This is a genomic window from Streptomyces sp. E11-3, assembly GCF_046540415.1.
Classification (GTDB): Bacteria; Actinomycetota; Actinomycetes; order Streptomycetales; family Streptomycetaceae; genus Streptomyces.
This window is the reverse complement of record NZ_JAZGRL010000001.1, coordinates 3,904,296-3,930,232: the sequence shown is the minus strand read 5'-3', so window position 1 is coordinate 3,930,232 and position 25,937 is coordinate 3,904,296. Positions and strand designations below refer to the sequence as shown.

Here is a 25,937-nt window from a genome sequence, read left to right as displayed (position 1 = left end):
CGTCGCGGGCGCAACCGGTGCCCGTAGACTCCCTCCCGTGACACGCCAGGGGCCGAGGGGCAAGATGGCCCGGTGTCCGGCAGGCACGCTAAGCGGTAAAGGGAGGACCCGTCGTCGTGAGCAGCAGGCCATCCCGAGGCGCTGCTCGCCTCGCAGCCATACTTGACGCCCTTCCTGACGCCCTGCTGCTCGTCAACACCAACGGCACGGTCGTCAACGCCAACACCATCGCGCTCGAGACGTTCGAGACCTCGGGCTGGGCGCTGGTGGGGCGGGGGCTCCTTGATCTGCTGCCCGAGTTCGACTCCCGGCTGATCCCGGGATCCATGCGGCGGCCGGACGTCACGGACGAGCTCGGCCGCACCAAGCCGCGGCGGATGACGGCCCGGCGTACGGACGGCAGCGAGTTCCCGGTCGAGGTCACCAGCGCGAATCTGGAAGACGCCCGGGACGCGTACGAGAGCCATGGCTTCGGGGACGAGTTGCTGATGCTCGTGGTCCGGGACCTGTCCGGGACCATGGACACCGAGGCGGAGCTGGCCCGTTCGCAGCGGCAGACCGAGATGATCCTGCGCGCGGCCGCCGAGGGTGTCGTCGGAACCGACACCGAGGGCCGCGTGGTGCTCGTCAACCCCGCCGCCGCACAGATACTCGGATACCGGGCCAGCGATCTGGGCGGCCAGCAGCTGCACCCCCTGGTCCAGCACTCGCGGGCGGACGGCACGCCCTTCCCGTACGAGGAGACCGCCCTCGCGGACACCCTCAAGTCGGGGCGCAAGCACCGGGTGCGCGGGCAGGTGCTGTGGACCAAGAGCGGCAGTCCGGTCCCGGTCGACCTGACGACCGCGCCGGTACGGGACGGGGACCAGCTGGTCGGCGCGGTGCTCGCGTTCACCGACCGGCGGGCGTACGACGAAGTGGTCGCCCAGCAGGCCGAGGAGGCCACGCGGCACGCCGAGGAGATCGCGGCGGCCGAGGAGCGGTACACGGCGCTTGCCGAGCGTGAGAAGGAGCGCCACGCCGCGCTCGCCGAGCGCGAGAAGGACCGGTACGAGGCCCTCGCGGAGCGGGAGAACGAGCGGTACGAGGCCCTTTCCGCGCGGCACGCCCAGCTGCTCGCCGTACTCGGCGAGTCGCTGCGCGGCCCACTGGAGGAACTGCGGCGCGAGCTGGGCACGCTGGCCGCCGACCCGGCCGGACAGCTCTGGCCCGAGGCCAACCAGGTACTGCACCACCTGACCGCGGGGTACGCCCGGATGTCGACCCTCGTCGACAACGTCCTCGGCTTCCAGCGCCTGGACACCGGCGCGGAGGGGCTGCGCAAGGAACTCGCCCTGTTGGACGGCGTGGTCGCCGCCGGTGTCGAGGGCGCCGTCGAGCTGATCGGCCCTGGTCGGGCGCAGTTCGCGGTGCACGCGCCGCCGATCGAGGCCGAGGTCGACCCGGCCCGGCTGGCGACGGCGTTGGCGCACCTGGTGGCGGATGTGGCCGGGATCGACTCGACCGGGCACGCGCGGGTGCCGGCCGGTGGCGGGTACGTCGACTCGACGATCGTGGTCGCGGCGGCGCAGCGCGGTGATGTCGTACGGATCGAGGTACGCGGGCCGTACGCCGGTGGGGACCCGGTCCATGAGCCGATCGTGCGCGGGATCGTGCGGGCGCACGGCGGGGTGCTGCAGACGCACGAAGTGCCCGGTATGGCCGGTAACGCGTATGTGCTTGAGGTGCCGATCGGGGCTGGGGCGGGGGCGGTTGCCGCGCCCGCTTCGATACCTGATGCGGCTTCGGGACCTGATGCGGCTTCGGGGTCGGCTTCGGCTGAGTTGGCGTTGCCTGAGCAGCAGCGGACCGAGGGCGGCGGGCGGCGTCGGGCCCGGCGCGCTTCGGTGGACGCGTTCCTGGCGAACGGCGAGACGGAGTCCCGCGATTCGGGCGCTTCGGGTGATTCGGGCTCGGGCGCCCACATGCCGGGCCCGAGTTCCGGCGAGGCACCCACGGGGCGGCGTCGGCGGCGCGCGGTCGCCGCTCCGGAGCCGGAGCCGGGTGCGGCCCAGGCCGAGTGGCTGCCCGCGCAGAACATGGGCGAGAACGACACCTCGGGCGGCGGCGGCACAGGCGGTAGCGGTGGTACGGGGCGCAGGCGCCGACGTGCCCTGGCGCAGGAGGCCGCTGCCACGCCCGCACAGGGCTCCGTGGTGACCGCGGCCGAGCACGCCGCGGGTGGCGTCGACTCCACGGGTCTCGGTGACACGGTTCCGCCGCAGGGCATGCCGACGGCAGGACCCGTTCCGGCCGCACCGACGGGTCGCCGGGCCCGCCGAAACCCCGATGGCGCGCAGGCCGCGCTCCCCGCCGCAAGCCCGATGCCGCACCAGCCCCGCGCCCTTGAGGCCCCGAGCGCCGGAACCCCGGGCGCCCAGCCCCTGCCAGGCGCCCTCGGCGGCACCACGGCTCCGGGCGCCGTGCCCGCACCAGACACCCTCGGCGGCACCGCAGGCACCGGCCCAGCCGCCCCGACCACCGAAACCCCAGGCGCCCAACCCCTGCCAGGACTCCCCGGCACGACCGCGCCCGACCCGCGCGGCACCACGGACGGCACCACACACCCTGCCGCCGCAGCCGCCTCGGCCACCCCGACCACCGATGCTCTCGGCACCCAGCCCGTGTCGGGCCTCCCGGGCGGCGCCCCCGCACCCGACCCGCGTGCCATCCCGGGCGCCCAGCCTCTGCCGGGCACCCAAGGCGGCACCCCGGCTCCGGGCACCATGCCCGCACCAGACACCCTCGGCNAGCCGTCGACCCGACGCACGGCACCCGGCACGACACCGCGCCGCACGACCTCACCGCCGACCACACCCCGCCGCAGCCCCACCCTGCCCCGGCCCCGACGGGCCGCCGCCGGGCGGTACGCCCGCCGGACCCCGCGTCGCAGACCCCGGACGACACGGCCGGCGCCCCGGCTGCTCCGGCCGCCGCTCCCACCTGGCCGACCCCCGCCGCGGGCACCGCCGGTACGCAGCAGCGCCTCGCGCAGCCGCTGCCCGCCGAGGCATCGGCCGAGGACGCGAGCAACTCCACGCAGGGCAGGTCGATCAGCGTGCGCACCCTGGGGCAGGGCGTCCCGTTCGCGCAGCAGCTCACGGATCAGCAACGCGGCCAGCTCCCCGGCGCGGCCGACGACCGCACCGGGGGCCAGTCCACCGGCGGCTCGGGGCGCCGCCGCAAGCTGGGTACGCCGCCCGAGACCGGGCACTCGGAAGCCGCACGCCCCGAGGCCACCGCGGAGCAGCCCCCGGCAGTCCAGGCCCAGACCCAGGCACCGGAGCAGGCGCAGGCCAAGCCCGGCGCGCTGCCGCTCCCGCAGCCTCAGCCCGACCCCGGGCCCCGGGCCGCGGGCCGCGCCTACGCCATCGGCGCGCCCGACGCGGGTGCCGAGGGCCCCGAGCCCCTGGACGGCCCGAACGGCGCCGTCGAGGTGGCCAACCGCCCCCAGCCGCAGCCGATGGACGACGAGCTGCCGCCCGAGCCGCTGGACAACCCGCGCCGCCTGCTCGTCTGGCCCGCGCCCGACGTCTCGACCCAACAGGCGCTCTGCGACCGCGGCTACCGCCCGGTGACCGTGAACTCCCGCGACGAGGTGGACGCGCAGATCGCCGCGTTCCCGGCCGCCCTCTTCGTGGACCCGCTGACCGGACCGATCACCCGCACCGCGCTCCAGTCACTGCGCCGCGCGGCCGTCGCCGCCGAGGTGCCCGTACTGGTGACGGCCGGACTCGGTCAGGCCACCCGCGAGGCGGCGTACGGTGCCGACCCCGCCGTACTCCTGAAGGCGCTGGCGCCGCGCGACAGCGAGCAGCACCCGTCGCGCGTCCTGCTGATCGAGGAGCACGAGGAGATCGCGCAGGCGCTGACCGCGACCCTGGAGCGCCGCGGTATGCAGGTCGCACGGGCCGGTGCCGACACGGACGCGGTGACGCTGGCGACCCAGATGCGGCCGAACCTGGTGGTGATGGACCTGATGCAGGTACGCCGCCGACGCGCCGGGATCGTCGACTGGCTGCGTGCCAACGGGCAGCTGAACCGCACCCCGCTGGTCGTCTACACCGCGGCCGTCGACCAGTCGGAGCTGCCGAAGCTCGCCTCGGGGGAGACCGTGCTGTTCCTCGCGGAACGCTCCACGAGCTCCGAGGTGCAGAGCCGCATCGTCGACCTGCTGGCGAAGATCGGCACCAACTGACACCCAGCCGCCCGGCAACGCGCGGCCCGACATCGCACACAGGCTCAACCGCACAACTGCCGCTCGCGGGCGCTGTTTCACGTGGAACACGCGGGTGCCGTTTCACGTGAAACAAGGAGTGACCCGACCCGTGAGCCCCGACCCCATCGAGCACCCCACCGTCCCCGCCGACAACGGCGAGGTCACCCTGCTGATCGCCCGTCGGGTCGAGCCGGGCTACGAGGAGTCCTTCGAGAAGTGGGCCCGCGGCATTCTGGACGCCGCCACGGCCATCCCCGGGCATCTCGGCCACGGTCTCTTCCGGCCGTCGGCCGAAGGCGCTCCGTGGTTCCTGGTCCACCGGTTCCGGGACGCGGACGCGCTGCGGCGGTGGCAGGAGTCTCCAGAGCGGGCCGAGTGGTTCGCCCACTGCGAGGGGCACTTCCACTCCGAGATAGCCCGGCGTGAACTGACCGGCATGGAGACCTGGTTCGCCAAGCCGGGCTCGTCCCGGCCCGCGCCGCCGCGCTGGAAGATGGCCATCAGTTCCGGACTGGCCATCTTCCCGATCTCGCTGCTCGGCAACGCGGCGCTCGGGCCGTTCCTCACGGATCTTCCGCTGGTGCTGCGGACGGCGGTGTTCGCCGTACTCTTCAGCACCCTCATGACCTATGTGGCCATGCCGAACATCAGCAGGCTGCTGCGCCGCTGGCTGAACGGCTGACCACCAGGCCCGTACCCGCGTACGTACTCACTCGCCGAGCTTGGTCACATCCAGCTCGCCGTCCGCGTACTGCCTGCGGATCACCTTCTTGTCGAACTTGCCGACGCTGGTCTTCGGTACGGCCGGGATGATCGCCCAGCGCTCCGGCAGCTGCCACTTGGCGATCTTCTCGGCGAGGAAGGCCTTCAGCGACGCGTAGTCCGCGCTTGAGCCCTCCTGCAGCACCACGGTGGCCAGCGGGCGCTCGCCCCACTTGTCGTCGGGGACGGCGACCACCGCGGCCTCGGCGACCTCGGGGTGGGCCATCAGCGCGTTCTCCAGCTCGACCGAGGAGATCCACTCGCCACCGGACTTGATGACGTCCTTGGCGCGGTCGGTGAGCGTGAGATAGCCGTCGGGGGTGATCACGCCGACGTCGCCGGTCTTCAGCCAGCCGTCTTCGCTGAACTTGTCGGCGGGGCGGAAGTCCGCACCGGCCGCGCCGCCGTAGTAGGCGCCCGCGATCCAGGGGCCGCGTACCTCCAGTTCCCCGGCCGACTCGCCGTTCCAGGGCAGCTGTTCGCCGCCGGGGCCGACCAGCCTGGCCTCGACACCGGCCGGGAAGCGGCCCTGGGTGAGGCGGTAGCCCATCTCGTCTTCCTCGCTCACCCCGGCCGGGACCCGGGCGACCGTGCCGAGCGGCGAGGTCTCCGTCATGCCCCAGGCGTGGCAGACCTGGACGCCGAGCTTGTCGTACGCCTCCATCAGCGAAGGCGGGCAGGCCGAGCCGCCGATGGTGACCTGGCTGAGGCAGCTGATGTCGCGCGGCTTGGCGGTGAGTTCGGCGAGCAGGCCCTGCCAGATGGTGGGGACGGCGGCCGCGTGCGCGGGGCGCTCGCTCTCGATCATCTCGGCGAGCGGCTCTGGCTGCAGAAAGCGGTCCGGCATCAGCATGTTCACGCCGGTCATAAAGGACGCGTGGGGGAGTCCCCAGGCATTGACATGGAACTGGGGGACGACCAGGAGGGTGGTGTCGTGGTCCGTGAGCCCCATCGACTGGGCCATGTTGACCTGCATGGAGTGCAGATAGATGGAGCGGTGCGAGTAGACGACGCCCTTGGGGTCGCCGGTCGTGCCGGAGGTGTAGCACATCGCGGCGGCCTGGCGTTCGTCCAGCTCGGGCCAGTCGTAGGTCTCCGGCTTCTGGGCGATCAGGTCCTCGTACTCGTGCACCTGGACGCTCGCGCCGTCGAGGAGCGAACGGTCGCCGGGGCCGCTGACCACCACGTGCTCGACGGGCTTGAGATGCGGCAGGAGCGGCGCGAGCAGCGGCAGCAGCGAGCCGTTGACGATGACCACGCGGTCGTCGGCGTGGTTGACGACCCACGCCAGCTGCTCCGGGGGCAGCCGGAGGTTCAGGGTGTGCAGCACGGCGCCCATGGCGGGAATCGCGAAGTACGCCTCGACATGCTCGGCGTTGTTCCACATGAGGGTGGCGACCCGCTGGTCGCCGTCGATTCCAAGATCGTCGCGCAGGGCGTGTGCGAGCTGGGCGGCGCGGCCGCCGATCTCGGCATAGCTGCGGCGGTGTGGCTCGCTCTCTCCGGTCCACGTCGTGACCTGCGACGTGCCGTGGATGGTCGACCCGTGCCTGAGCAGGCGGGTCACGGTCAGCGGTACGTCCTGCATGGTGCTCAGCACGGCGTCCTCCCGGTGGGCGCTACGGAGCAGTAAGGGTGCCGCTGATTCTCACCGCATACCACGCGGTATGTCACTAGTAGGAGCAGCCGAGAAAGGGAGCGGTTAACTCTGGCCCGACCGGGAAAACGGGTCAAACCACCGCAAGGTCAGCGAACGGGCCGCAGCTCCGGGTCGTCACGCAGCTTGCCGAGCGCCCGGGACACCGCGCTCTTGACCGTACCGATGGAGACTCCGAGCACCTCGGCGGTCTGCGCCTCGCTCAGATCCTCGTAGTACCTGAGGACGACCATCGCCCGCTGCCGGGCGGGCAGCTTCATGATCGCGCGCCACATGGCGTCCCTGAGCACCTGCTGCTCGGCCGGGTCGGCCACCGGCACCGGGTCGGGCTCCGGCAGTTCGTCGCAGGTGAACTCGTCGACCTTGCGCTTGCGCCACTGCGAGGTGCGCGTGTTGAGCAGGGCGCGGCGCACATAGCCGTCGAGCGCCCGGTGGTCCTCGATCCGCTCCCATGCGACATAGGTCTTGGTGAGGGCCGTCTGCAGCAGGTCCTCGGCGTCGCAGGGATTGGCGGTCAGCGAGCGCGCGGTACGCAGCAGCACGGGCTGGCGGGCCCGCATATACGAGGCGAACGAGGGGTAGGCGGGGGAGTTCACGGCACTCGAAGCGGCCCCCGAAGCGGTCCCCGCAGCCCTGGTCACTGCCCCCGAAGCGGTCCCCGCAGCCCTGGTCACGGCCCCCGTCGCGGCCCCCGCAGCCCTGGTCACGGCCCCCGTCGCGGCCTTGGTCGTGGCTCCCGACGCGACCCCCGTCGCGGCCCCCGTAGCGGCCTTCGATGCGCTGGTACAGACAAGCGTGGTCATAGCTCTACGCTAGGAGCGCCCCCTACGTCAGCGGATCGGCCGCAGGTCCTGAAGCGGTGTCCGCCTCAGGTTGTAGGAGAGGTACCGGCTCCACCTCCCAAGGGTGGAGGAGACGGGGCGCAACCCCCAGGGGAGTCACCTGATACCAGTGAGCCGTCGGCTGGTACCGGTCAGCCGTCCGCCCCCAGGATGAGCCCCGACGTAGGGACCCCGGTGCCCGCGGTGACCAGCACGGCGGACGTGTCGGGGATCTGGTTCACCGCGCTCCCGCGCAGCTGGCGTACGGCTTCCGCGACGCCGTTCATCCCGTGCAGATACGCCTCGCCGAGCTGTCCCCCGTGAGTGTTGAGCGGCAGCCCCTCGGCCGCCACGAAGTCCGCGGCCTCGCCGCGCCCGCAGAAGCCGTACTCCTCCAGTTGCATCAGAACGAACGGAGTGAAGTGGTCGTAGAGGATCCCGACGTCGATCTCGCCGGGCGTCAGCCCCGAGGTCCGCCACAGCTGCCGCGCGACCACGCCCATCTCCGGCAACCCGCTGAGATCGTCCCGGTAGAAGCTGGTCATCTGCTCCTGGGCCCGGCCCGCGCCCTGGGCCGCCGCGGTGATCACGGCGGGGCGGTGCGGCAGATCCCGGGCCCGCTCCAGCGAGGTGACCACCAGGGCCTGCCCGCCGTCCGTCTCCTGGCAGCAGTCCAGCAGCCGCAGCGGCTCGGCGATCCAGCGGGACGCCGCGTGGTCGGCGAGGGTGATCGGCTTGCCGTGGAAGTACGCCGCCGGGTTGGTCGCCGCGTACTTCCGGTCCAGGACGGCGACCTGCCCGAACGCCTCGGGCGTCAGACCGTACGTGTGCAGATAGCGCTGCGCCGCCATGGCCACCCAGGACGCCGGGGTGAGCAGCCCGAACGGCAGCACCCAGCCGAGCGCCGCGCCCTCGGCCGACGGCTCGCGGCGCTGCACTCCGGAACCGAAGCGGCGCCCCGAACGTTCGTTGAACGCCCGGTAGCAGACCACGACTTCGGCGACCCCGGAGGCGACGGCGAGGGCGGCCTGCTGGACGGTGGCGCAGGCCGCGCCGCCGCCGTAGTGGACCCGTGAGAAGAAGGAGAGCTCGCCCATTCCGGCCGCCTGGGCGACGGTGATCTCCGGGCTGGTGTCCATCGTGAAGGTCACCATGCCGTCCACGTCGGCCGGGGTGAGCCCCGCGTCGTCCAGGGCGGCCCGCACCGCCTCGACGGCGAGTTTCAGCTCACTGCGGCCCGAGTCCTTGGAGAAGTCGGTGGCCCCGATCCCGACGATGGCGGCCTTGCCGCCGAGGGAGTCCCGCCCGCGCACGCTCATGCCGCCGCCTCCCCGCTGTCGGCCGTTGCGACGGCGACCGTGACCGTGACCGTGCCGGTGACGTGCCGTCCGATGCCGTTGGTTCCGGTGACCTTCACCTGAACCGTGTCCCCTTCGACCTGGCTGACCGTGCCGGTCAACACCATCGTGTCGCCGGGGTAGTTGGGTGCTCCCAGGCGGATGGCCACCTTCCGGAGTACGGCGCCGGGCCCGAAGTGGTCGGTGATGTACCGGCCGACCAGGCCGTTGGTGGTGAGGATGTTCATGAAGATGTCGGGCGAGCCCTTCTCGACGGCCGCCACCGCGTCGTGGTGCACGTCCTGGTAGTCGCGCGAGGCGATGGCCCCCGAGACGATCAGCAGCCGGGTGATCGGAAGGGTGAGCGGCGGCAACTCGTCCCCGACGCGCACCGGCACGCCGCTCTCGACGGGACTCATGCGACCTCCCCCTTCGCGATCAACTCACCCAGCTCCTCCAGCACTTCGGAACCGCACCCGAGATACGCGTCCAGCTGCCGCCCCCACAGGAAGTGCCGGTGGACGGGGTGATCCAGATCGGCCCCCGTACCGCCGTGCAGATGCTGCCCCGTGTGCACCACGCGCTTGCCCGCCTCCGACGCCCACCAGGCGGCGGTCAGCGCCGCGCCCCCGTACTCCAGGCCCTCGTCCCTGCGCCAGGCGGCCTCGTACGCCGTGACCCGTATCGCCTCGGTGTCCATATGGGCATCGGCGGCGCGCAGCAGGACGGCCTGCCGGGCGGCGAGCGGCTTGCCGAACTGCTCGCGGGTCGAGGTGTGTTCGACGGCGCGGGCCAGCGACCCCGCGCAGACCCCGGCCTGCAAACCGGCGAAGGCGATACGCGCGTCGGCGAGCACACTCCCGTACGCGCCCCCGCACGCACCCTCGTACGCGCCCGCGTCCCCAGGCTCGCCCAGCCGCTCGCCCGGTGTCCCCGCCAGCACCAGCCGCCCGCCCGACCAGGGCGCCGTCAGCTCCACCGGCTCCCTCTCGGCGTCGGCGACCCGCACCATCCACAGGCTGTGGTCGGCCGCCGCCACCAGCACATGGGTGGCATCCCGCAGCCAGGGCACCCAACCCACGGCGCCGGTCAACCGCCCCGCCCCGTCGGCCCGTACGCCATCCACCCGTACGCCACCACCGCCACCACCACGCGCCGGAAACGCCCCGGTGGCGACCGCCGTACCGTCGAGGAACCCCGGCAGCAGCCGCTCCCGCTGCTCCGCCGAGCCCCAGGCACCGACCGCCAGCACCCCGTACACACAGCTCACCGCGAACGGCACCTGCGCCGTGGTCCGCCCCTGCTCCTCCAGCATCAGCACCAGCCCGAGCAGCCCGACCTCCGCCACCGCACCCGGCAGCCCCGCCGCGCACAGCTCCTTCCACAGCTCGGCGTCGGTGCCCGCCCCGGCCTCCGTCAGCCGCCCCGGCGTCGAGAGGTCGCCGAAGATCTGGGCCGCGAGCTCCCGCGCCGCCGCCTGCTCCTGTGTAGGCGTGAAGTCCATGTCACCCCTCACCCCCTCGGAAGACCGGTATCTCCAAGTCGGCATCCACCCGCTGGAATTCAAGTCGTACGGGCATGCCGATCCGCACCTTGTCGTGCGGCACCCCGACCACGTTGCTGACCATCCGCACGCCCTCGGCAAGCTCGATCAGCCCGACCGCGTACGGAGGATCGAACGCCGGAAACGGCGGATGGTGCATGACCACATACGAATAGACCGTGCCCTCCCCACTCGCCTCGACCGTGTCCCACGCGTCCGAGCCGCACGCGTTGCATCCGGGCAGCCAGGGAAACCTCAGGACCTCGCACTCCCCGCACCGCTGGATCAGCAGCGTGTGCTCCCGTACGCCCGCCCAGAACCCTTCGTTGTCCCGGTTGATGACAGGCCGCGGCCGCTCGCCCCGCGGTTTCCGCTGCACGGGCGCGTACTTGAGAATCCGGAACCGATGCGTCCCCGCCAACTCCCCGTTCGTCCGGACATCCATCCGCGTCGTGACGAAGTGCCCCGTCCCCAGCTTGGTGGTCTTCTCCTCCGACACCGACTCGATCACCGCGTCGAAGGTGATCTCGTCCCCGACCCGCAGCGGCCGCAGGTACTCCTGCTCGCAGTCGGTCGCGACCACCGAGGTGTACCCGGCGCCGTCCAGCAGCGCGGTCAGTTCGTCGTACGCGGCCGAGCGTGCCGTATGGCCCGCGAGGCCGCCCATGGTCCAGGCCTGCAGCATGGTCGGCGGCGCGACCGCGTCCGGGCCCGTGTACGCGGGGTGCGCGTCGCCCATCGCCTCGCACCAGTGCCTGATCATCGGCTCGTTGACCGGGTCCTTGCCGCGCCCCGCCTCGGCCGCGGCCTTGCCCTCGTACGCCCGCAGCCGCTCGTAGAAGTCTCCGGTCGACTGAGGCAACCCGTCGCTCACCTGCAATCCGTCGCTCACCGCCGTACCCTCCGCATCCCGAGCCGAGCCGTGGCCACGATCTCCCGCTGCACCTCGCTCACCCCGCCCCCGAAGGTGTTGATCTGCGCCGCCCTGTTCAGCCGCTCCAGCTCCCCGTCCCCGAAGCCCCCCGGCGANGTCAACGACCGGGCACAGGCGGGAAACCGCGAGACAGTTAAACAGGTCAGGGGTGCCGCGATCACAGCGGCACCCCTTCTGACCTGGCCCTTAGCGGACCTGCTGCGGTGGGTGTGGGATTTGAACCCACGGTGACTCGCGCCACGACGGTTTTCAAGAGCGTCGCGCCCTGAGTCTCCGCAGCGCTCTGACCTGCCTCGATACGCAGCCAAGCGGCTCAACTGCCCGCGCTGGCCCATACATGGCCCACAGCCTTCTGCACGGCGAGACGAAATGAAGAACGCCGCGTGGATCGACACCCGCTTCAGGAGTTCGATCGGATGCCCGTCACGAACGAGCTACCTGATGTCGACGCTGTTGTGGCGGTTATCCAGCGGCTGCTGGCATCCACCGCCGTTGATGTCAGCAGTGGATGTCAGGCACTCCTGATCTGGAGCTCCAGAGGGAACGGTCCGTGGTGGTCAGACTGGCCGCTTTGAGCCGGGCAATGCTGTACCTGTGATGCCGTTCAGCGGGAGACTGCTCAGCCTTCAGCTACCCTTTTAGAGACATCGTCTATTATCGCGTGCGCGGTTTCGAGCATTTCTGTGACATGTTTCTTTACATCCTCCGCTTTGCGCGTCTTGCGTATCTTCTCAAGCTTTTCCCTGACGTCTGCTTTTGGCTTAGTAATGTCCAATTCGTGAGCGATCTCGTTTCGCGCGGCGAAGGCGTCACGTAGAGTTGAGCGCCGGTTAGACGGATCTATCCTTTTGCGAATCGTGGTGTCGGTCACCCCAAGGGCTGCCGCTATCTCATCCACTCTTTCGACGGACTGAGCGCTACCATCAGTCAATTCCTTAATCCAGCGTTTCCTTAGAACGTCTCTAGGGCTATCTCCGGACGCCAAAAACATCTCCACTAGAGTAGCTGGATCAACCACGTCTTCCCCTTTGCGGGAAATGGCTCCGGCAGCGAATGACTTGAATTTCTTCAGGGTCTGCTCGTCGTGCTCTACCAGGACGGGAATCGCGTCCTGCATCAGGACCTTCAAAGCTCGATCCAGTCCGGCTCCAGCGAACAGAACCGCCGCCCTCAGGGAGTCCTGGGCTTGCACACTCCAATTGCCGCGCACAGTAACGCCTTGCGAAATCTTCAGGACTCTGTTTATCACACTGCCGAAGATTATTGCACTGTCGGCTGATTCCCTCGCCGCACGAAGTGCGTTTTGCGCCTCTTTGCAGGCAGCGGGTATATCTGAAGGCTCCAGGTCGGCTTCCGTCAACGGAAGCGCCTTCCCTCTAGCCGCCGTGATGATCTCCAGCGCTGCTTCCCTACGGTGCGCATCATTAAGATCGTTCATCGCCTGATGCCTTTGGGGTGATTTGCCGCGTAGGATCTATTGCACCTGAGCCATCTCGAAACGGCAACTTCAACCCACGGCCGGTGGAGCGGCTTTGGGCTGGATCGGCTTTGGGGCGAGTGATCATGGCCCCGTAAGCTTCCGGCGAGTCGGGCAGTCTGTTGACCTGCCCGTTAAAGCACGACGTTGGGGCCATGATCTTAGAGGCTCGCCCCAAAGTGGCTACCTAAAGCCGTGGAGCCGACCGCCCCAGCCACAGCGGGTCTTCCCTGACCTTCGCCCGCTGCACGCGGCGTGCCGCCGGGCGCTGCCAGCCTGGGCGGAGACAGGAGGCAGGCCGCGCCGCAGAGGCGGCGCGCCCGCGCCGTGCGCGGGCCTTGATGAAGTGGGGAAAGTATTACCGCGCGCGGACAGGGACGGTCCGCAAGAGCGTTGTGCTGTGCGCACCTACACCACGCTGACCTGCTGGAACGTCGCCTCAACCCTTCCTCGTGGTGCTGCTGGCCTACACATGGCCCATGAGACCCTGAAAGCCGTCATCGGTGCGGCGTGAGCCCCCCTCATACTGTGGCGCGGGGGTACAGGCGACGATCCTGACCGGAGGATGGCGAAGGCGGCTCAAGTCACGCCGATTCTCGCCGGGGAGCCTCGGGAGCGAGGCGGCTCGTGAACCCGCGGGAAGCGAGCCGTTCGTACGCGCGGACCACGTCAGTGGGCACGTCCTGCGCAACCATGAACCCCTGAGCCGGGTAGATCAGCAGCCGTTGCAGGGAGCCAACGAGCATGTCAATCACACGGCGTGCGTCCTGGATCGAGTCGACATACTCGGCGAGCGTCATGGGGGTGGACGCGCTGACGAACTCGACCTCGGGCCAGAGCTTGCGCGCGGTGGCGTGGGCCCGTCGCTCCTCGTACGGCTTGCTGATAAGCAGCACCGACGACACGTCGACCCCGTGTTCTTCGAGCAGGTCGCGCGACAGGGTGATGTTCTGGCCGGTGTTCCGAGCGTTGGGCTCCACGAGGATGACGTTTGGCGGTACTCCCAGCTCAAGGGCGCGATCCCTGTAGTGCTCAGCCTCGCCGCGGGGCATGCGTTCCGCGGTCGTCCGGCTCGTGGCACCCGTGAAGACGATCAGCGGCATCATCCCGCGCTGGTACAGGTCGACGGTCGTGTCGGCGACGCCGAGGTCGTGACTGCCTAGGCCGATACCAACCGAGCAGGGGCGCGGCTCGTAGCCCATCTGCTGGTAGTCCCACAAGAGGCGGGTGTCTGCCCAGTCCTGTTCCGAGATCACGCTTGACCCTCCTTGTCTGTGGCCCTGTCACGGCCGGAGTCGGGCACCTGGAACTCGTACTCCCACGCAAAGCGCGAGGCCGCGTGGATGCCGACGGCGAACTCAACCACCGTGCCATCCGCCGTGTACGTGGTCCTGTGAAGCTCGACCACGGGTTCACTGGCGGGGAGTTGGAGAAGGTGTACCTCATCCGCGGTGGGCACCCGAGCGAACACCGTTTCCTTCATGTGATCGATCTCGTACCCGGCGTCGTACAAGACGCGGTACCCGCCGCCACGCCCGGCAGGGCCGGGCGAGGGGTCGACGATGCGGGTCCCCTCGACGTGCTCGGGCCGGTAGTAGCTGGTGAGGGTGTGGGTCGGCTGCGCGCCTTCCTTCACGAGTCGGGCCCGTGCGTACACCTCGGAGCTGACAGGAACGCCAAGCCCCCCGGCGACAAGGGCGGTCGCCTCGACACGGCTCACGGTCTGGGTCTGCTCGTTGCGCTTGTAGGCCCGCCCCGATGCCACGCGGTCCGCGATGAACGCCACCTCGTCACCGTCACGCCACTTCGCCTTGTCGTACCGGGCGATGCCGAGTCGCTTGAGAGGTGCGCGCGGACGCACGACTGTGCCGTGGCCGCGCGATGAGGTCACGAGCCCTTCGGCTTCCAGCGCCTTGTACGCCGCGTGGACGGTGGACTTAGAGCCCTCGCCTGCCTCCACCAGCTCTCTGATCTGGGGCAACTGGTCGCCCGGCGCGTAGTCGCCGTTCCTGATCTGTTCGGCGAACCGGTCCGCCAGCTCCCGCCACTTGGGTGCCACGCAGAACTCCTCTCGACATGCCCAGTGAAACACAGTCCCAGGACTGTTGACAGTCCCAGGACTGCGGGTGCATTGTCATCTCAAGCCGCTCGCAGTCCTAGGACAGTGAGCCGGAAGAGCCCTCCTTGGGGCTGCTTCACGCCGCACAGAAGCGCAGGGCGGGGACGCTGCAATCCCGCTAAAGGCCAGGCAGAACAGGGTTTCGGCCCGTACTGGCGAGGTGGCCCGGTGACCGCGAGCAACGGCCGGAGCGTGGGGACACAGGTCCCCCTTGCAGTGCGAAACCCCTGATCAGCGACCTGAAGGAGTGCCAGTGAACCGACGAAGTTGATGGGCGCGGCCGTGGCCGACCGGCATGGCGGCGCCGTTCCATCTCTGGCCCGTGAGCACCGCGAGGTGCTGCGGGCAACCGGTCGAGTCTCACCGATTCCGCAGCGGCTAGCGCTGCGGCCGGTTGCCTCCCTCGCCCGTCCGGGCCCGTGTACTGCGCGGGGCTCGTACGGGCGGGGTGGCAGGGAGCCGGAAGCCCCTGGTTCCACAACGGCGCGCGCCCCCGGAGCGGCAACTCCGGGGGCGCTTTCGGGCCGTTCCACCGACTAAGGAGCCACGACCCATGGTGCACATCGTCACTGTTCGGGCGGTTGTTACCGCCGCTGAGTTCGACCGCGAGCCGACGGCTGCGGAGCTGGACGCGATCGAGCTGGAGATGCCTCTCATCACGGCGGGCATCGAGCTGCTGGACGCGCAGATCACCACCTTGGAGCGCACGCCGACGGAGCTGGACGCGCGGCGCATCCGCCGGGCTAGGCGCAGGGTTTTGGCCGCGCGTCGGGAGCTGGCCAACCAGGTCGACGGCTCGGCCCTGGCGGGGGGTGCGGCATGAGCCACAACCTCTCCCCGCAGGGCCTGGCCCTGGCGCTGGTCTGGGTCGGCATCGTCCTCGCGGTCACGGCCACAGCGAGCAGCCTCATCACGGGTGAGTCGCGGCTGATGGGTATCGCCGCGGTCGGCTTCTTCGTGCAGTTCGCCGGTTGGGTGCGGCACGGGCGCCGGACGGGCGGTGCGGCATGAACCGCTTCGCCAAGACTCTGCTGGTGCTCGCCCTGGTCGGCGTGGTCGCCATGGCTTTTCGGGTGTCGTGGAACGCGCTGCGGGACGTGGCCCGCACGGTGGGTGCGGACGATACGGCCGCGCTGCTGTACCCGTTCGTGGTCGACGGCCTGATGGCCCTGGCGCTGGTCGCCACGCTCGCGCTGACCGGTCGGGACCGCAGGTTCGCGCTGCGGGTACTGGCCGGGTACACCATCGCCTCACTGGTCCTCAACTATGTGCACGGGCTGATGCCCGCGATGCACGACGGGGGCGAGCGGATGCAGCTGGCCGCCTGGGGCCCGGCCAACTGGGTGCTGGTGCTGCTGGCCACTTCACTGCCGGTCGGGTCGATTTTCTTCGGCTCGGACCTAGTCGCCAAGGTGCTGCACCACCGGTCCGCCCCGATCGAACCACTCTCCGTGAATGCGGAGGAATCTACCGAGACTGTAAGGAATCGGTCTACGGCTGACCTGCCGGAATCCACCCCGACACCGGTGGCCGCGAACCCGGCACAGATGCCGCTTCCGGTGCCGGTCGGGTTCGTGAAGTCGACTCTGCCGCTCAAGCCCGTCCCGGCCGCTCCCGCGCCGCGTGAGCGGGTCCTGAGCGCACTCGGGTTGCCGATCGACCCGCCGATCGAACCGGGCACGGCGGCCGCGGAATCGAGTCGGCCGCGGCGGGCGACCGGTCGGGTTCCCGAGGTTGCCCGATCGAGTCGACCCCGCCGCACAGCGGCACAGTTGCTCGATGAGGCCCGTGCGGTGACGGCTGATTGGCCGGACGCGAAGCTGACCGCGGAGGGCATCCGCCTCGCGGTGCACACCTCGCCGAAGAACGCCCGCACCCTGCGCGACACGCTGCGGGCCGAACGCGCCGAGAGCGCCCCGTCCGCTGAGGCGGTGGCGGCGTGATGTCCGGTGTGTTCGGCAAGTGCTTCGACCCCACCGGCGCCACCTGGGGCGTGCCAACCTTCCCGTGGAAGTTCGCCCCGGAGGGCTATGCCACCCGCCGCCAACTGCGCGCCAAGGGCTTACGCCCTGGTGGTCAGCCGGTCGCGGCGCAGGTGATGCGCCGCTCCCGGCGCCGCAAGTCCGGGGTGTCGGTGGCCTACCTGTACCGGATCGAGCTGGCCAAGCCGGTGCGGCCTATGACCTCCCGCAGGGTGGGCGCGCTCGCGCTGGCGATGCTCGCCCGGCGCACCTGCCCCGTCTGCCGGGTGGTTTACAGCTGCTGCCTGCCGACCTCGCTCGGCATGTGCCTGCTCTGCCATGAATCCGCCTCTGCCCGTGCCCTGCACCTGGGAGGTCAGCCGTGAAGCGTTCTGTGTGTGAGTCCCCGGGCGACGACAGCGCCCGCACCGTGCGGCTGCTGGACGCGGCCGACATCGCGTTCGAGTGCGACCCGGCCACCGCCCTGCACGAAGACTTCGAAGCGGTCGTGATGGAGGGCCTGCTGTCGGACCGGTCCGCTCCCGTGTACCCGCCCGCCGGCCACAGCTATCCGAGGAGGGGTTGACCATGGCCAAGCCCGACACGCGCCGCCTGGATCGCGCGATCCAGCAGAGCACCCGCGACCTCGCCGCCGTGCAGAAGCGCGAGATGGGGCCGCTCACCGGCCGCGAAAGGCGCGCACTCCTCGCGGCCCTGGCCGGTGGCTCGGTCAAGGTCGCCCGGCACAAGAGCACCAAGCGCGCCGACCAGCAGGTCGAGACCGCGTGGGAGGCGGCCGAGATCCGGATCAACGCGGAAATCCTCGCGTTGCAGACCGAGCGGCAGCGGGTCGTGAACGAGGCCGCCGCCACCAAGGCCGCCAAGAAGTCCTCGGGGTGGTGGTGACCATGGCCGCCCAACCCGCGCCTCCGGGTGAGTGCCCGCAGTGCTGGCAGCACGCCTACGACAAGAGCATCCACCGCCGCCTCAACGCGGGTGAGGACTGCCCGCAGTGCGTGTCCCACATGGTCAACGGCTGCCCCGCCCTCGTGCCCAAGAAGCCGTCCCGCTGGTGGTGACCGCACCCGCCCGCGCACTCCCCACCGCGTGACACACGCTCGCACGTCTCGGCTGCTCGGGGTGGCCGTCCGCCACGGACCGGCCACCCCGGCACCCCCTCGCCTTCCCGCCCCCGTGGGGCAGTCAGGAGCTCTATCCTCATGAGCGGCAACGTCGTTCACCTGCACAAGAACCCCGACCCGCCCGCCGTCGATACCCGCCCGGACCTGACCGTGGTGCCGGACGCCCCGCCCGTACCGGTGGTGCCGTTGTGGGTGCGCTCCGGTCGCGCGCTGAAGACGGCCGTCACGCACGAGCACACCAAGACCGCCGCCCGCACGGTCGCCCGCCACGGCCTCTACGTGGCCGGGGGCGCCCGGATCGTGGCCCGCCGCACCTGGGACGGCCGCACCGCCGCCCGCTACGAACGCCTGCTCCGTGCCGCCGAAGCCGCGGGCAACTACGAGGTCGCGGCCGAGTGGGAAGAGCGCGGGCAGCGCTTCCGCGACGCGCGCCACCGCCGCCGCATGGACCTGCTCCACTCACCCGTGGACGCGGCCAAGGGGGTGCTGGTCGGCACCGGCATGAGCATCGGGACGCTGGTCACGCTCGGGGTGGTGCTGGCCATCGCCAACAAGGACATCACCGACGTCATCACCCCGCTGATGGCGGTCATCGAGTTCATCCGCCTGCTCATCACCATCATCACCATCGTGTGGGGACCGCTGCTCACACTCGGCCCGTTCCTGGCCCTGCTCGGGCTGTGGGCCGTGGGCCAGCACCAGCAGGCCGCACCCCAGTGGGCCCTGCCCGCCAACGCCCGCACCGGGGAGGGTGAGCCGATCACCCCGTCAATCGTCGTCAAGGCCCTGCGGGACCTGGGCATCCCCGCCATGCGCACCGCCGTCAAGGAGATGGGCGACGCCGGGGCGGCCATGCTGTCCCCGATCACGATCGCCGGATGCGGCGTCGAAGTCGACGTCACCCTCCCCTCCGGGGTGTCGACGATCGAGGTACAGAACCGGCGCCGCAAGCTGGCAGAGAACCTCTCCCGGCACGAGCACGAGGTGTTCATCACCATCCCGACCGCCGCCCGCACGGTCCGGCTGTGGATCGCCGACTCCGGGGCCCTGGATGAGCCGATCGGCCCCTCACCGCTGGTCACCGACGAGACCCTGACCGCGAGCTACGCCAAGGGACGCGCGCCATGGGGCCAGGATCTGCGCGGCGACGCCGCAGCGCTGAGCCTGTACCAGCGCCACCTACTCATCACGGGCCTGTCCAACCAGGGCAAGACCGCCGCCCTGCGCGCGCTCGCCCTGTGGGCCGCGCTGGACCGCACGGTGGAGTTCCGCATCGCCGACCTCAAGGGCGCCGGGGACTGGGCCATGTTCGACGGCCTCGCCATGGTGCTGATCCAGGGCCCGACTGATGACCACGTCATCGAGGCCACCGAGATGGTTGAGGGCCTGGTCGCGGAGATGGAACGCCGCATGGAGCAGCGTCGGCGTGATCCCGGCATCGTGTTCGCGCCGCTGGTCGGCGTCGTGGATGAGGCCCAGGTGGCGTTCATGTGCCCGGCCGTCGACGAGGACAAGCGGCCCTACGGCGGGTCCAAGGCCACGTCCCGGTACTTCATGGCCGTCCGCAAGGTCCACAACCAGGGCCGCGTGGTCGACGTGGTCCTGTGGGAGGGCACCCAGGACCCCACCGACCAGAACCTTCCCAAACTGGTCCGCGAGGGCGCCCACACCCGCGCCTCCCTCGTGGTGGGCACCGAATCCCAAGCCCGCATGGCGCTCGGCGACAAGGCCGTCAACGGCGGCGCCGCCCCGCACCTGCTGCGCCAGGGCCTGGACAAGGGCACCCTCGTGGTCGCGTCCGACGGCATCGAGATCCCCGTCGGCCAGTCCTCGATCACCGTGCGCACCCACTTCATCGACGACGACCAGGCGACCGCGATCGCCGACCGCGCCAAGGCCCTGCGCGACGAGGTCACCACCCTTCACGTCACCGACCGCGGCGAGCAGCGCGACCCACTCGCGGACATCGCGAGCGTGGTCGGCACCGCGGCGCGGGTGCGCACGATGGACGTCCTCAACCGGCTCGCCGCCCTGAACGAGGACGCCTACGGCAAGTGGTCGTTCATCGACCTCAAGCGCGTGCTGGACGGCACCGGAGCCGAGCCGTACAAGTCCGACGGCGTCATGGTCGTCGGACGCGATCGCGTCTCTCGCGCCCTCACCAACCGCGACGCCGACGGTTCCGCTTCTGCCACGGAGTAGAGGGAGCCACACCCCGCCCGGCCAGGGAGACAGGGAGAACTCCCTGACCACCTCCCTGACCCGCCTCCCTGGCTCTGACCTGCGCGAATGATCTCTGAGGGAGGCAGGGAGGCGCCGCAGGTCAGGCCCCCGAAACCCCCTCTACAGCGCCCCCGGAAGGGGGTGTCTCTGCCTCCCTGAACGCTTTGAGATGGGATTCCACATGCACCCCGACACCACCCCGCAAACGGCCCCCGTGGGTACCGGGCTCAGCGAGGTTCAGGCTGACGTTGAGGCTCGCCGGATCATCGCCGACGCCTACCGGCCCACCGCCTACCGCGACGACACCCCCGTGCCCGCCCACGGCGACGCACCGGCCGTCGCTCAGCCCGGACGGCCCCCGATGAGCCAGGGCGCCACCGACGCCAGCGTGCTCATGCTCGCTGGCGGCACCACCACCGTCATGGTCGGCGGCACGGCCGCCGTGCTCATGTACGTGTCGCAGTTCGCCGACCCGATCGTCTGCGGCCTCGTGTTCGGCGCCCCCACCGCCCTCGTGCTCGCCCTCGCCCAGCTCGCCAAACGCGCGAAGCCCGCCCCGGACATCCACCACCACTACCAGGGCCCCGTGTACCAGGACCGGCGCACCGTCAACACCCGCACGACCGGTGTGTGGGCCAAGACCAACAACCAGCCGTAACGCCAAGGGCGGCCCCCGTCTCGCCAAAGTCCGGGGCCGCCCTTGTCCACCAGCCACCTACCGACCTGTGGAGGTCTTCAGCATGACGCAACCCACCGACATCCGACGAGATGGCCACCGGCCGTTACTGCTGCACCTGCACACCGCGCTCGAACTCGCAGCCTCTCAGATCCCGGTCATGCCGCTGCGGGCGGGAAAGATCCCGTTCGGCAACTGCCGCCACTGCGCGGACAACGCCTGCGGCGGCCGACCCAACATGAAGAACCCTGGCCCCTGCACCTGCCCCGGCCCCTGCCACGGATGGGCCGCCGCAACCACCGACCCGGACGCCATCAGCTCCGAGCTTTGGCGGCGCGCATGGATGCGCGCGAGCGCGGTCGCCTACCACCCCGGCGGGGCGGGGCTGACGGTCGTGGACCTGGACAACACCGACGCGATCACATGGGCCCGCGAGAACCTGCCCGCCACCCAGACCGTGCCCACCACCCGCGGGGAGCACTGGCTCTACCTCGGTGCGATGCAGTCCGCCAACGCGGTCCGCCCCGGCGTAGACATCAAGTCCACGATGGCCTACGCCCGCTGGCTCGGGCCCGGCACCGGCACCATGACCACCCTGCCGGACGCCGTGCGTGAGCTTGCCGTGAGTAAGCCCGAAACGGTTCAGACCGCACCGCAGGCCATCACCATGCCCGGACCGGCCAGAGATGCCGAGTGCCGCCACCGCACCCCGGCCTATCTGGACCGTGGCATCGCCATGGCGGAGCAGCGCATCACCCAGGCCACCAGCGGCGTGCACAGCACCGTCTACCGCACCTTCTTGGCCGTGCTGTCCACACACGGCCGGTGCGGCTGCCTCACCGAGGCCCACATTGCGCGGCTGTTCACCGCCGCGCAGGCCAAGGGCGAAACCCTGCGGCACTGCACCGACGCGTGGACCAACGCCCGCACCAGGTTGGGACTCTGAACATGGCTGACGACGACAAGACCCCGGCCCGCGAGGTCATCACCGACTACGCACAGCAGCACTTCCGGTACTTCCGCACCCCCGACGGCACCGTGTACGCGCAGCGGAAGAGCCACCCCGTGGCCCGGCCGATCCGTTCCCAGGGCACTTCGGGCAGCCATCGCCAGGAACTCATGGTCGGCCTGTTCAGGGACGGGTGTGGCGTGTTCAACGGGACCGCGCTCAAGGAGGCGTTGGACCTGATCGAAGCGCTCGCGCTGAGCGAAGACGTGCAGCCCGTCCATATCCGCGTCGCGCCAGGCTTTGACGGGGCGACCTGGCTGGACCTGGGCCGCGACGACGGGCAGTCCGTCCGCATCCACCCCACCGGCTGGGACATCACCGCCCCCGACCCGCGGGAGGTGTGCTGGCGGCGCACCCAGCTCACCGGGGAACTGCCCCTGCCCGCCAAGGACACCAACGGCAAGGGCATCGACCTCCTGCTCAGGCTCTGCAACTTCGCCACCGCCGAGACCGAGTGCCTGGCCATCGCCTGGCTCATCGGCTGCCTCGGTCCGTCCGTGCCTGTCCCCGCGCCGTTCCTCACCGGGCCGCAGGGCGCGGGCAAGTCCTCCGGGGGCCGCATGCTCATCAGGATCGTTGAGGGCATGAGCGGCGACCTGCGCCGGGCGCCGAAGGACGAGGAGAACCTGATCGCGGCGGTGGCGGCCGGGTGGGTCACCGCGCTGGACAACCTGTCCCACATGACCCCGGAGCTGTCCGATGCAATGTGCTGCATCGTGACCGGTGCCGAGAACGTCAAGCGCGCTCTGTTCACCGACGGGGACGTGTTCCGTGTCGGCTACCGGCGCCCTCTGCTCATGACCGGCATCGACGTCGGCGTGATCCGGCCCGACCTCGCCGAACGCCTCCTGCCGCTGCGGCTGGAGCGCCCCAAGGTCCGGCGCACCGAGGCAGAACTGTGGGCGGAGTACGCCGAGATCCTGCCCGTCGTGCTCGGCTCGCTCCTGGACCTCACGGTGAAGGTCCGCGCGGCCGAGGCAGAGACCCCCACCGACCTGCGGATGGCGGACTTCGCGCACCTGTGCGCGCAGTTGGACGCGGCGACCGGCCTGGGGGCACTCGCGGCGTACCGGGCCAGCCTGGACGACCTCAACGACGACGTGATCGAAGGCGATCTGCTCGCCCAGACCGTTCTGCGCCATGCCGACACGATCGCCCCGGGCGCGGACCAGCGGATGACGTCCACCGAGTGGCTGCACCTGCTCAGCACCCTCTACAGCGACGACGGGCTACGGCCCCTGCCCAAGGGGTGGCCGACCACGGGCAAAGTCCTCTCCGACCGGCTCAAGCGCCTCCAACCGACCCTGGCCGCCCGTGGCGTCCTCATCGACTCCGGTCGCACAAGCGCGGGCCGCTACCTCGAAATGACCCGCCTGGCCGCCCCGCCCCCGAACGAGCAGACCCGGCTGCTCTGACCCGCGACCGCGTTCGCCCGGACAAGCAAGAAGAGCACCCGGGCCCAGCCCAGCGGCCGCGCGTGCTCCTCTTGCAGTTCGGCGCAACGCGCCGCCCCAAGGACGCGCCGCGAAGCGGCTCCTTCTTCCCGACGTAACGCGCGCACGACAACAGACACCACCCCCTCTCTTGTCCTAAGAGGAAAGACGCTGCGTCATCTGCGTCACGCGGGCCAGAAAACAGCCCCTGACCTGCCTCTACAGCCATGACGCAGACACCGCGCGCTGCGTCATCCCGCGTCATCCGCGTCACCCGATGACGCACCCCATGACGAGCCGATGACGCACGCCCTCACCACCGCGTCACAGAAAACCCCAGGTCAGAACCACAAGTGACGCCGATGACGCAATGACGCAGAAACCCGCACCTCGGACAGGAACGAGCCCCCAAGCGGGCCAAGAGCCCGTGCTGACCGAAGCCTCGAAGGAGTCGACCGTGGCACGCCCCAAGAAGCTCAAACTCGCCGAAGTCCTCGAAGAGATCGACATGAGTCGCGCCGCCTTCTACCGGATGCGTGCCCGCGGCCAAGCCCCCCGCCTCCACAAGCTCCCGAACGGTCAACTTCGCGTTAACCGCGCTGACCTGGACGCCTGGTGGGCGCGCTGCGAAGAGAACACCGCGTAGATCAGTCCGCTTCACCGGGGCCCGCGCTCAGCGCGGGCCCCTCGTTCTGTCTGGAGAGACATGCTCACGTACGACGTCGATATTTGGTCCATCCGCAAGCGCGCGGGCCGCCCGAAGCCGTGGGAGCTGCGTTGGCGGGTGGGCGAGCGGCCACACTCGCGCAGTTTCAAGCTCAAGCCGCAAGCTGACGGTCGCCGGGCGGAGTTGATGACCGCGCTGCGCGACCGTCAACAATTCGACGAGGAGACAGGGCTCCCCGCGAGCGAGTTGGCGTCGCGCACTTCCCCTTCCTGGTACGACCACGTCACGGGTTACGTCCTCATGAAGTGGCCGCGTGCCGCCGCCAAGCACCGCGCGAGCATCGCGGAGTCACTCGCCGTTGTCACCCCCACGCTCGTCACCAGCAAGAGGGGAGCGCCACGCCCCGCGATTCTGCGCGCTGCTCTGTACCAGTGGGCTTTCCGAGCGGTCCGCTCCCCCGAGGGGGCTTGGGTACAGCGCCACACGGTGGAGACACCGCCGGAAGATGTCCGCGCCGCTCTGGAGTGGATCGCCTCGCGCTCCATCAAGGTCAAGGACCTGGAGGACCCCGCGCTACTGCGGCCCGCGTTGGAGGCTCTGTCGCTCCGTCTGGACGGGGGCAAGGCTGCTGAGAACACGGCCAGGCGCAAGCGCATGGTGCTGAGCAACGTTCTGCGCTACACCGTCGAAGAGAAGGGGCTACTCACGGCCAACCCCCTTCCGCGTGTGGACTGGACGGCTCCCGAGAGCGATGACGAGATTGATTTCCGGTACGTCCCGGACCCGGCCCTGGCTCGATCCTTGCTCGGAGCTGTCCGTGACTCCGGTAGACGCGGTGAGCATCTGCACGCGTTCTTCGGGTGCCTCTACTACGCGGCTATGCGACCCGGCGAGATCGTCGCGCTCAAGGAATCGGACTGCACTTTGCCTCCCAACTCACCCGAGACCGTGAAGGATTGGGGCGAGCTGCTGCTTGGGGAGAGTCGCCCGGAGGTGGGCGGCGGGTGGACGGATGACGGGACGTCGTACGAGACACGCGGACTCAAGCGGCGAAAGCGCGGTGCGACGCGGACAGTGCCCATCCCGCCCGTCCTCGTGCACCTGCTCCGGGAGCACATCGCGCGCTACGGCACGGCCGATGACGGTCGGCTGTTCCGGGCCGCTCGGGGTGGACGGGCCCCATCCACCGAGTACTGCGACATCTGGGAGCGTGCGCGGAAGTCAGTGCTGTCTCCGCGAGAGGTCGAGTCCGACCTTGCGGCCGTGCCGTACTCCCTGCGCCACGCGGGCGTTTCCCTCTGGATCAAGTCGGGAGTGGACCCGGCGGAGGTCGCCGCTCGCGCTGGCCACAGCATCGCCGTGCTGTACCGCTTCTACGCGAAGATCCTCAAGGGCGGTCAGGAGCACTCCAACGACCTGATCTCTCGCGCGCTCGACGAGGGGGACAAGCCCTGATCCTGGCCCACAGATGGCCCATACGCACTGGTCAGAACTGGGATACCGGCGAGCCGGGGTGAGACAGGGTGAGCAGAGAAGGGGTGCCCCTCGCTGAGGGGCACCCCTTCTGACCTGGCCCTTAGCGGACCTGCCGCGGTGGGTGTGGGATTTGAACCCACGGTGACTCGCGCCACGACGGTTTTCAAGANGTCAACGACCGGGCACAGGCGGGAAACCGCGAGACAGTTAAACAGGTCAGGGGTGCCGCGATCACAGCGGCACCCCTTCTGACCTGGCCCTTAGCGGACCTGCCGCGGTGGGTGTGGGATTTGAACCCACGGTGACTCGCGCCACGACGGTTTTCAAGACCGTTCCCTTAGGCCGCTCGGGCAACCCACCAGCGCCCCGCCGACCTGCGGCAGAGCGGGCTACAGCCTACCGGGCCGGTCCGGCTCCGTGGGCCTTGGTCCGTCGCCGGTCC

At 70.2% G+C, this 25,937-nt stretch carries 25 protein-coding genes, 2 tRNA genes and 1 pseudogene; 16 read left to right on the top strand and 12 right to left on the bottom strand.

Features of this window, described 5'->3' with window-relative positions; all coding sequences use genetic code 11:
• The first annotated feature begins 116 nt into the window (after positions 1 to 116).
• The 3 genes from U9R90_RS18115 (at position 117) to U9R90_RS18105 (ending at position 4,940) form a co-directional block, all read left to right on the top strand.
• Complete coding sequence (locus tag U9R90_RS18115; RefSeq protein ID WP_411057491.1) at positions 117 to 3,617, top strand: PAS domain-containing protein; 3,501 nt, start codon at positions 117 to 119, stop codon at positions 3,615 to 3,617.
• Positions 3,503 to 4,237, top strand: coding sequence for a response regulator (locus U9R90_RS18110; protein ID WP_411057490.1), 735 nt, complete (start codon positions 3,503 to 3,505; stop codon positions 4,235 to 4,237). Before U9R90_RS18115 ends, U9R90_RS18110 begins: the two co-directional genes overlap by 115 nt.
• A 130-nt stretch (positions 4,238 to 4,367) precedes the next feature.
• Positions 4,368 to 4,940, top strand: a complete 573-nt coding sequence (locus U9R90_RS18105; protein WP_411057489.1) for an antibiotic biosynthesis monooxygenase — start codon at positions 4,368 to 4,370, stop codon at positions 4,938 to 4,940.
• Between the two features lie 27 nt (positions 4,941 to 4,967).
• Here the strand turns inward: U9R90_RS18105 and U9R90_RS18100 are convergent, their stop codons facing one another.
• From U9R90_RS18100 to U9R90_RS18050, 11 genes and pseudogenes are all read right to left on the bottom strand, one after another.
• The gene (locus tag U9R90_RS18100) at positions 4,968 to 6,620 is read right to left on the bottom strand and encodes a long-chain fatty acid--CoA ligase (RefSeq protein WP_411057488.1); all 1,653 of its coding nucleotides are present in this window, start codon (positions 6,618 to 6,620) and stop codon (positions 4,968 to 4,970) included.
• A 146-nt stretch (positions 6,621 to 6,766) separates the two neighbouring features.
• Entirely contained in the window at positions 6,767 to 7,318 is a 552-nt protein-coding gene (locus tag U9R90_RS18095) for a SigE family RNA polymerase sigma factor (RefSeq protein ID WP_411057778.1), read from the bottom strand.
• A gap of 332 nt (positions 7,319 to 7,650) precedes the next feature.
• Positions 7,651 to 8,817: a lipid-transfer protein gene (locus tag U9R90_RS18090; RefSeq protein WP_411057487.1), complete on the bottom strand. Its 1,167-nt coding sequence runs from the start codon at positions 8,815 to 8,817 to the stop codon at positions 7,651 to 7,653.
• Positions 8,814 to 9,254, bottom strand: a complete 441-nt coding sequence (locus U9R90_RS18085; RefSeq protein WP_411057486.1) for a MaoC family dehydratase — start codon at positions 9,252 to 9,254, stop codon at positions 8,814 to 8,816. Before U9R90_RS18085 ends, U9R90_RS18090 begins: the two co-directional genes overlap by 4 nt.
• Positions 9,251 to 10,339, bottom strand: a complete 1,089-nt coding sequence (locus U9R90_RS18080; protein WP_411057485.1) for an acyl-CoA dehydrogenase family protein — start codon at positions 10,337 to 10,339, stop codon at positions 9,251 to 9,253. The genes U9R90_RS18085 and U9R90_RS18080 overlap by 4 nt, the downstream gene beginning before the upstream one ends.
• Before the next feature lies 1 nt (position 10,340).
• Entirely contained in the window at positions 10,341 to 11,270 is a 930-nt protein-coding gene (locus U9R90_RS18075) for a bifunctional MaoC family dehydratase N-terminal/OB-fold nucleic acid binding domain-containing protein (protein WP_411057484.1), read from the bottom strand.
• Positions 11,267 to 11,407: pseudogene (locus U9R90_RS18070) on the bottom strand (acyl-CoA dehydrogenase family protein); the annotation flags it as partial. The pseudogene U9R90_RS18070 and the gene U9R90_RS18075, both read right to left, overlap by 4 nt.
• Positions 11,408 to 11,516: 109 nt before the next feature.
• A tRNA-Ser gene (locus U9R90_RS18065) sits at positions 11,517 to 11,595 on the bottom strand.
• Positions 11,596 to 11,931: 336 nt separating this feature from the next.
• Entirely contained in the window at positions 11,932 to 12,750 is an 819-nt protein-coding gene (locus U9R90_RS18060; protein WP_411057483.1) for a hypothetical protein, read from the bottom strand.
• 623 nt (positions 12,751 to 13,373) lie between these two features.
• The gene (locus tag U9R90_RS18055; RefSeq protein WP_411057482.1) at positions 13,374 to 14,045 is read right to left on the bottom strand and encodes a YdcF family protein; all 672 of its coding nucleotides are present in this window, start codon (positions 14,043 to 14,045) and stop codon (positions 13,374 to 13,376) included.
• A complete protein-coding gene (locus U9R90_RS18050) occupies positions 14,042 to 14,848 on the bottom strand; it encodes a GntR family transcriptional regulator (protein ID WP_411057481.1) in 807 nt (268 codons plus the stop codon). The genes U9R90_RS18055 and U9R90_RS18050 overlap by 4 nt, the downstream gene beginning before the upstream one ends.
• Before the next feature lie 613 nt (positions 14,849 to 15,461).
• Between U9R90_RS18050 and U9R90_RS18045 the strand changes: the two genes are divergently transcribed.
• From U9R90_RS18045 to U9R90_RS17985, 13 genes are all read left to right on the top strand, one after another.
• Positions 15,462 to 15,731, top strand: a complete 270-nt coding sequence (locus U9R90_RS18045) for a DUF6284 family protein (RefSeq protein WP_411057480.1) — start codon at positions 15,462 to 15,464, stop codon at positions 15,729 to 15,731.
• The gene (locus U9R90_RS18040; protein WP_411057479.1) at positions 15,728 to 15,919 is read left to right on the top strand and encodes a hypothetical protein; all 192 of its coding nucleotides are present in this window, start codon (positions 15,728 to 15,730) and stop codon (positions 15,917 to 15,919) included. Before U9R90_RS18045 ends, U9R90_RS18040 begins: the two co-directional genes overlap by 4 nt.
• Positions 15,916 to 16,851, top strand: coding sequence for a DUF2637 domain-containing protein (locus U9R90_RS18035; protein WP_411057478.1), 936 nt, complete (start codon positions 15,916 to 15,918; stop codon positions 16,849 to 16,851). The genes U9R90_RS18040 and U9R90_RS18035 overlap by 4 nt, the downstream gene beginning before the upstream one ends.
• Positions 16,851 to 17,255: an RRQRL motif-containing zinc-binding protein gene (locus tag U9R90_RS18030; protein ID WP_411057477.1), complete on the top strand. Its 405-nt coding sequence runs from the start codon at positions 16,851 to 16,853 to the stop codon at positions 17,253 to 17,255. Before U9R90_RS18035 ends, U9R90_RS18030 begins: the two co-directional genes overlap by 1 nt.
• Positions 17,252 to 17,455, top strand: coding sequence for a hypothetical protein (locus tag U9R90_RS18025; protein ID WP_411057476.1), 204 nt, complete (start codon positions 17,252 to 17,254; stop codon positions 17,453 to 17,455). Before U9R90_RS18030 ends, U9R90_RS18025 begins: the two co-directional genes overlap by 4 nt.
• Before the next feature lie 2 nt (positions 17,456 to 17,457).
• Positions 17,458 to 17,775 carry a hypothetical protein gene (locus U9R90_RS18020; RefSeq protein ID WP_411057475.1) on the top strand — a complete coding sequence of 106 codons (318 nt, stop codon included), beginning with the start codon at positions 17,458 to 17,460 and terminating at the stop codon, positions 17,773 to 17,775.
• A gap of 2 nt (positions 17,776 to 17,777) precedes the next feature.
• Positions 17,778 to 17,948, top strand: a complete 171-nt coding sequence (locus U9R90_RS18015; protein WP_411057474.1) for a pRL2-8 — start codon at positions 17,778 to 17,780, stop codon at positions 17,946 to 17,948.
• A 141-nt stretch (positions 17,949 to 18,089) separates the two neighbouring features.
• Entirely contained in the window at positions 18,090 to 20,213 is a 2,124-nt protein-coding gene (locus U9R90_RS18010) for an FtsK/SpoIIIE domain-containing protein (protein ID WP_411057473.1), read from the top strand.
• Positions 20,214 to 20,415: 202 nt separating this feature from the next.
• Positions 20,416 to 20,892, top strand: a complete 477-nt coding sequence (locus tag U9R90_RS18005) for a hypothetical protein (protein ID WP_411057472.1) — start codon at positions 20,416 to 20,418, stop codon at positions 20,890 to 20,892.
• 82 nt (positions 20,893 to 20,974) lie between these two features.
• Positions 20,975 to 21,856 carry a bifunctional DNA primase/polymerase gene (locus U9R90_RS18000; protein WP_411057471.1) on the top strand — a complete coding sequence of 294 codons (882 nt, stop codon included), beginning with the start codon at positions 20,975 to 20,977 and terminating at the stop codon, positions 21,854 to 21,856.
• Between the two features lie 2 nt (positions 21,857 to 21,858).
• Positions 21,859 to 23,334, top strand: a complete 1,476-nt coding sequence (locus U9R90_RS17995; protein ID WP_411057470.1) for an ATP-binding protein — start codon at positions 21,859 to 21,861, stop codon at positions 23,332 to 23,334.
• 475 nt (positions 23,335 to 23,809) lie between these two features.
• Positions 23,810 to 23,998: a helix-turn-helix transcriptional regulator gene (locus U9R90_RS17990; protein ID WP_411057469.1), complete on the top strand. Its 189-nt coding sequence runs from the start codon at positions 23,810 to 23,812 to the stop codon at positions 23,996 to 23,998.
• Between the two features lie 60 nt (positions 23,999 to 24,058).
• Positions 24,059 to 25,474 carry a tyrosine-type recombinase/integrase gene (locus tag U9R90_RS17985; protein WP_411057468.1) on the top strand — a complete coding sequence of 472 codons (1,416 nt, stop codon included), beginning with the start codon at positions 24,059 to 24,061 and terminating at the stop codon, positions 25,472 to 25,474.
• 296 nt (positions 25,475 to 25,770) lie between these two features.
• On the opposite strand, the gene U9R90_RS17980 is transcribed toward U9R90_RS17985, so the two are convergent.
• A tRNA-Ser gene (locus U9R90_RS17980) sits at positions 25,771 to 25,855 on the bottom strand.
• Between the last annotated feature and the right edge of the window lie 82 nt (positions 25,856 to 25,937).

Excerpts from the sequence above, each read along its gene's own strand:
- U9R90_RS18000 (WP_411057471.1), top strand. The coding sequence starts at position 20,975 with ATGACGCAACCCACCGACATCCGACGAGATGGCCACCGGCCGTTACTG.
- U9R90_RS18040 (WP_411057479.1), top strand. The coding sequence starts at position 15,728 with ATGAGCCACAACCTCTCCCCGCAGGGCCTGGCCCTGGCGCTGGTCTGG.
- U9R90_RS18080 (WP_411057485.1), bottom strand. The coding sequence starts at position 10,339 with ATGGACTTCACGCCTACACAGGAGCAGGCGGCGGCGCGGGAGCTCGCG.
- U9R90_RS17985 (WP_411057468.1), top strand. The coding sequence starts at position 24,059 with ATGCTCACGTACGACGTCGATATTTGGTCCATCCGCAAGCGCGCGGGC.
- U9R90_RS18060 (WP_411057483.1), bottom strand. The coding sequence starts at position 12,750 with ATGAACGATCTTAATGATGCGCACCGTAGGGAAGCAGCGCTGGAGATC.
- U9R90_RS18090 (WP_411057487.1), bottom strand. The coding sequence starts at position 8,817 with ATGAGCGTGCGCGGGCGGGACTCCCTCGGCGGCAAGGCCGCCATCGTC.
- U9R90_RS18110 (WP_411057490.1), top strand. The coding sequence starts at position 3,503 with ATGGACGACGAGCTGCCGCCCGAGCCGCTGGACAACCCGCGCCGCCTG.
- U9R90_RS18085 (WP_411057486.1), bottom strand. The coding sequence starts at position 9,254 with ATGAGTCCCGTCGAGAGCGGCGTGCCGGTGCGCGTCGGGGACGAGTTG.
- U9R90_RS18010 (WP_411057473.1), top strand. The coding sequence starts at position 18,090 with ATGAGCGGCAACGTCGTTCACCTGCACAAGAACCCCGACCCGCCCGCC.
- U9R90_RS18020 (WP_411057475.1), top strand. The coding sequence starts at position 17,458 with ATGGCCAAGCCCGACACGCGCCGCCTGGATCGCGCGATCCAGCAGAGC.
- U9R90_RS18035 (WP_411057478.1), top strand. The coding sequence starts at position 15,916 with ATGAACCGCTTCGCCAAGACTCTGCTGGTGCTCGCCCTGGTCGGCGTG.
- U9R90_RS18005 (WP_411057472.1), top strand. The coding sequence starts at position 20,416 with ATGCACCCCGACACCACCCCGCAAACGGCCCCCGTGGGTACCGGGCTC.
- U9R90_RS18015 (WP_411057474.1), top strand. The coding sequence starts at position 17,778 with ATGGCCGCCCAACCCGCGCCTCCGGGTGAGTGCCCGCAGTGCTGGCAG.
- U9R90_RS17995 (WP_411057470.1), top strand. The coding sequence starts at position 21,859 with ATGGCTGACGACGACAAGACCCCGGCCCGCGAGGTCATCACCGACTAC.
- U9R90_RS18045 (WP_411057480.1), top strand. The coding sequence starts at position 15,462 with ATGGTGCACATCGTCACTGTTCGGGCGGTTGTTACCGCCGCTGAGTTC.
- U9R90_RS18030 (WP_411057477.1), top strand. The coding sequence starts at position 16,851 with ATGTCCGGTGTGTTCGGCAAGTGCTTCGACCCCACCGGCGCCACCTGG.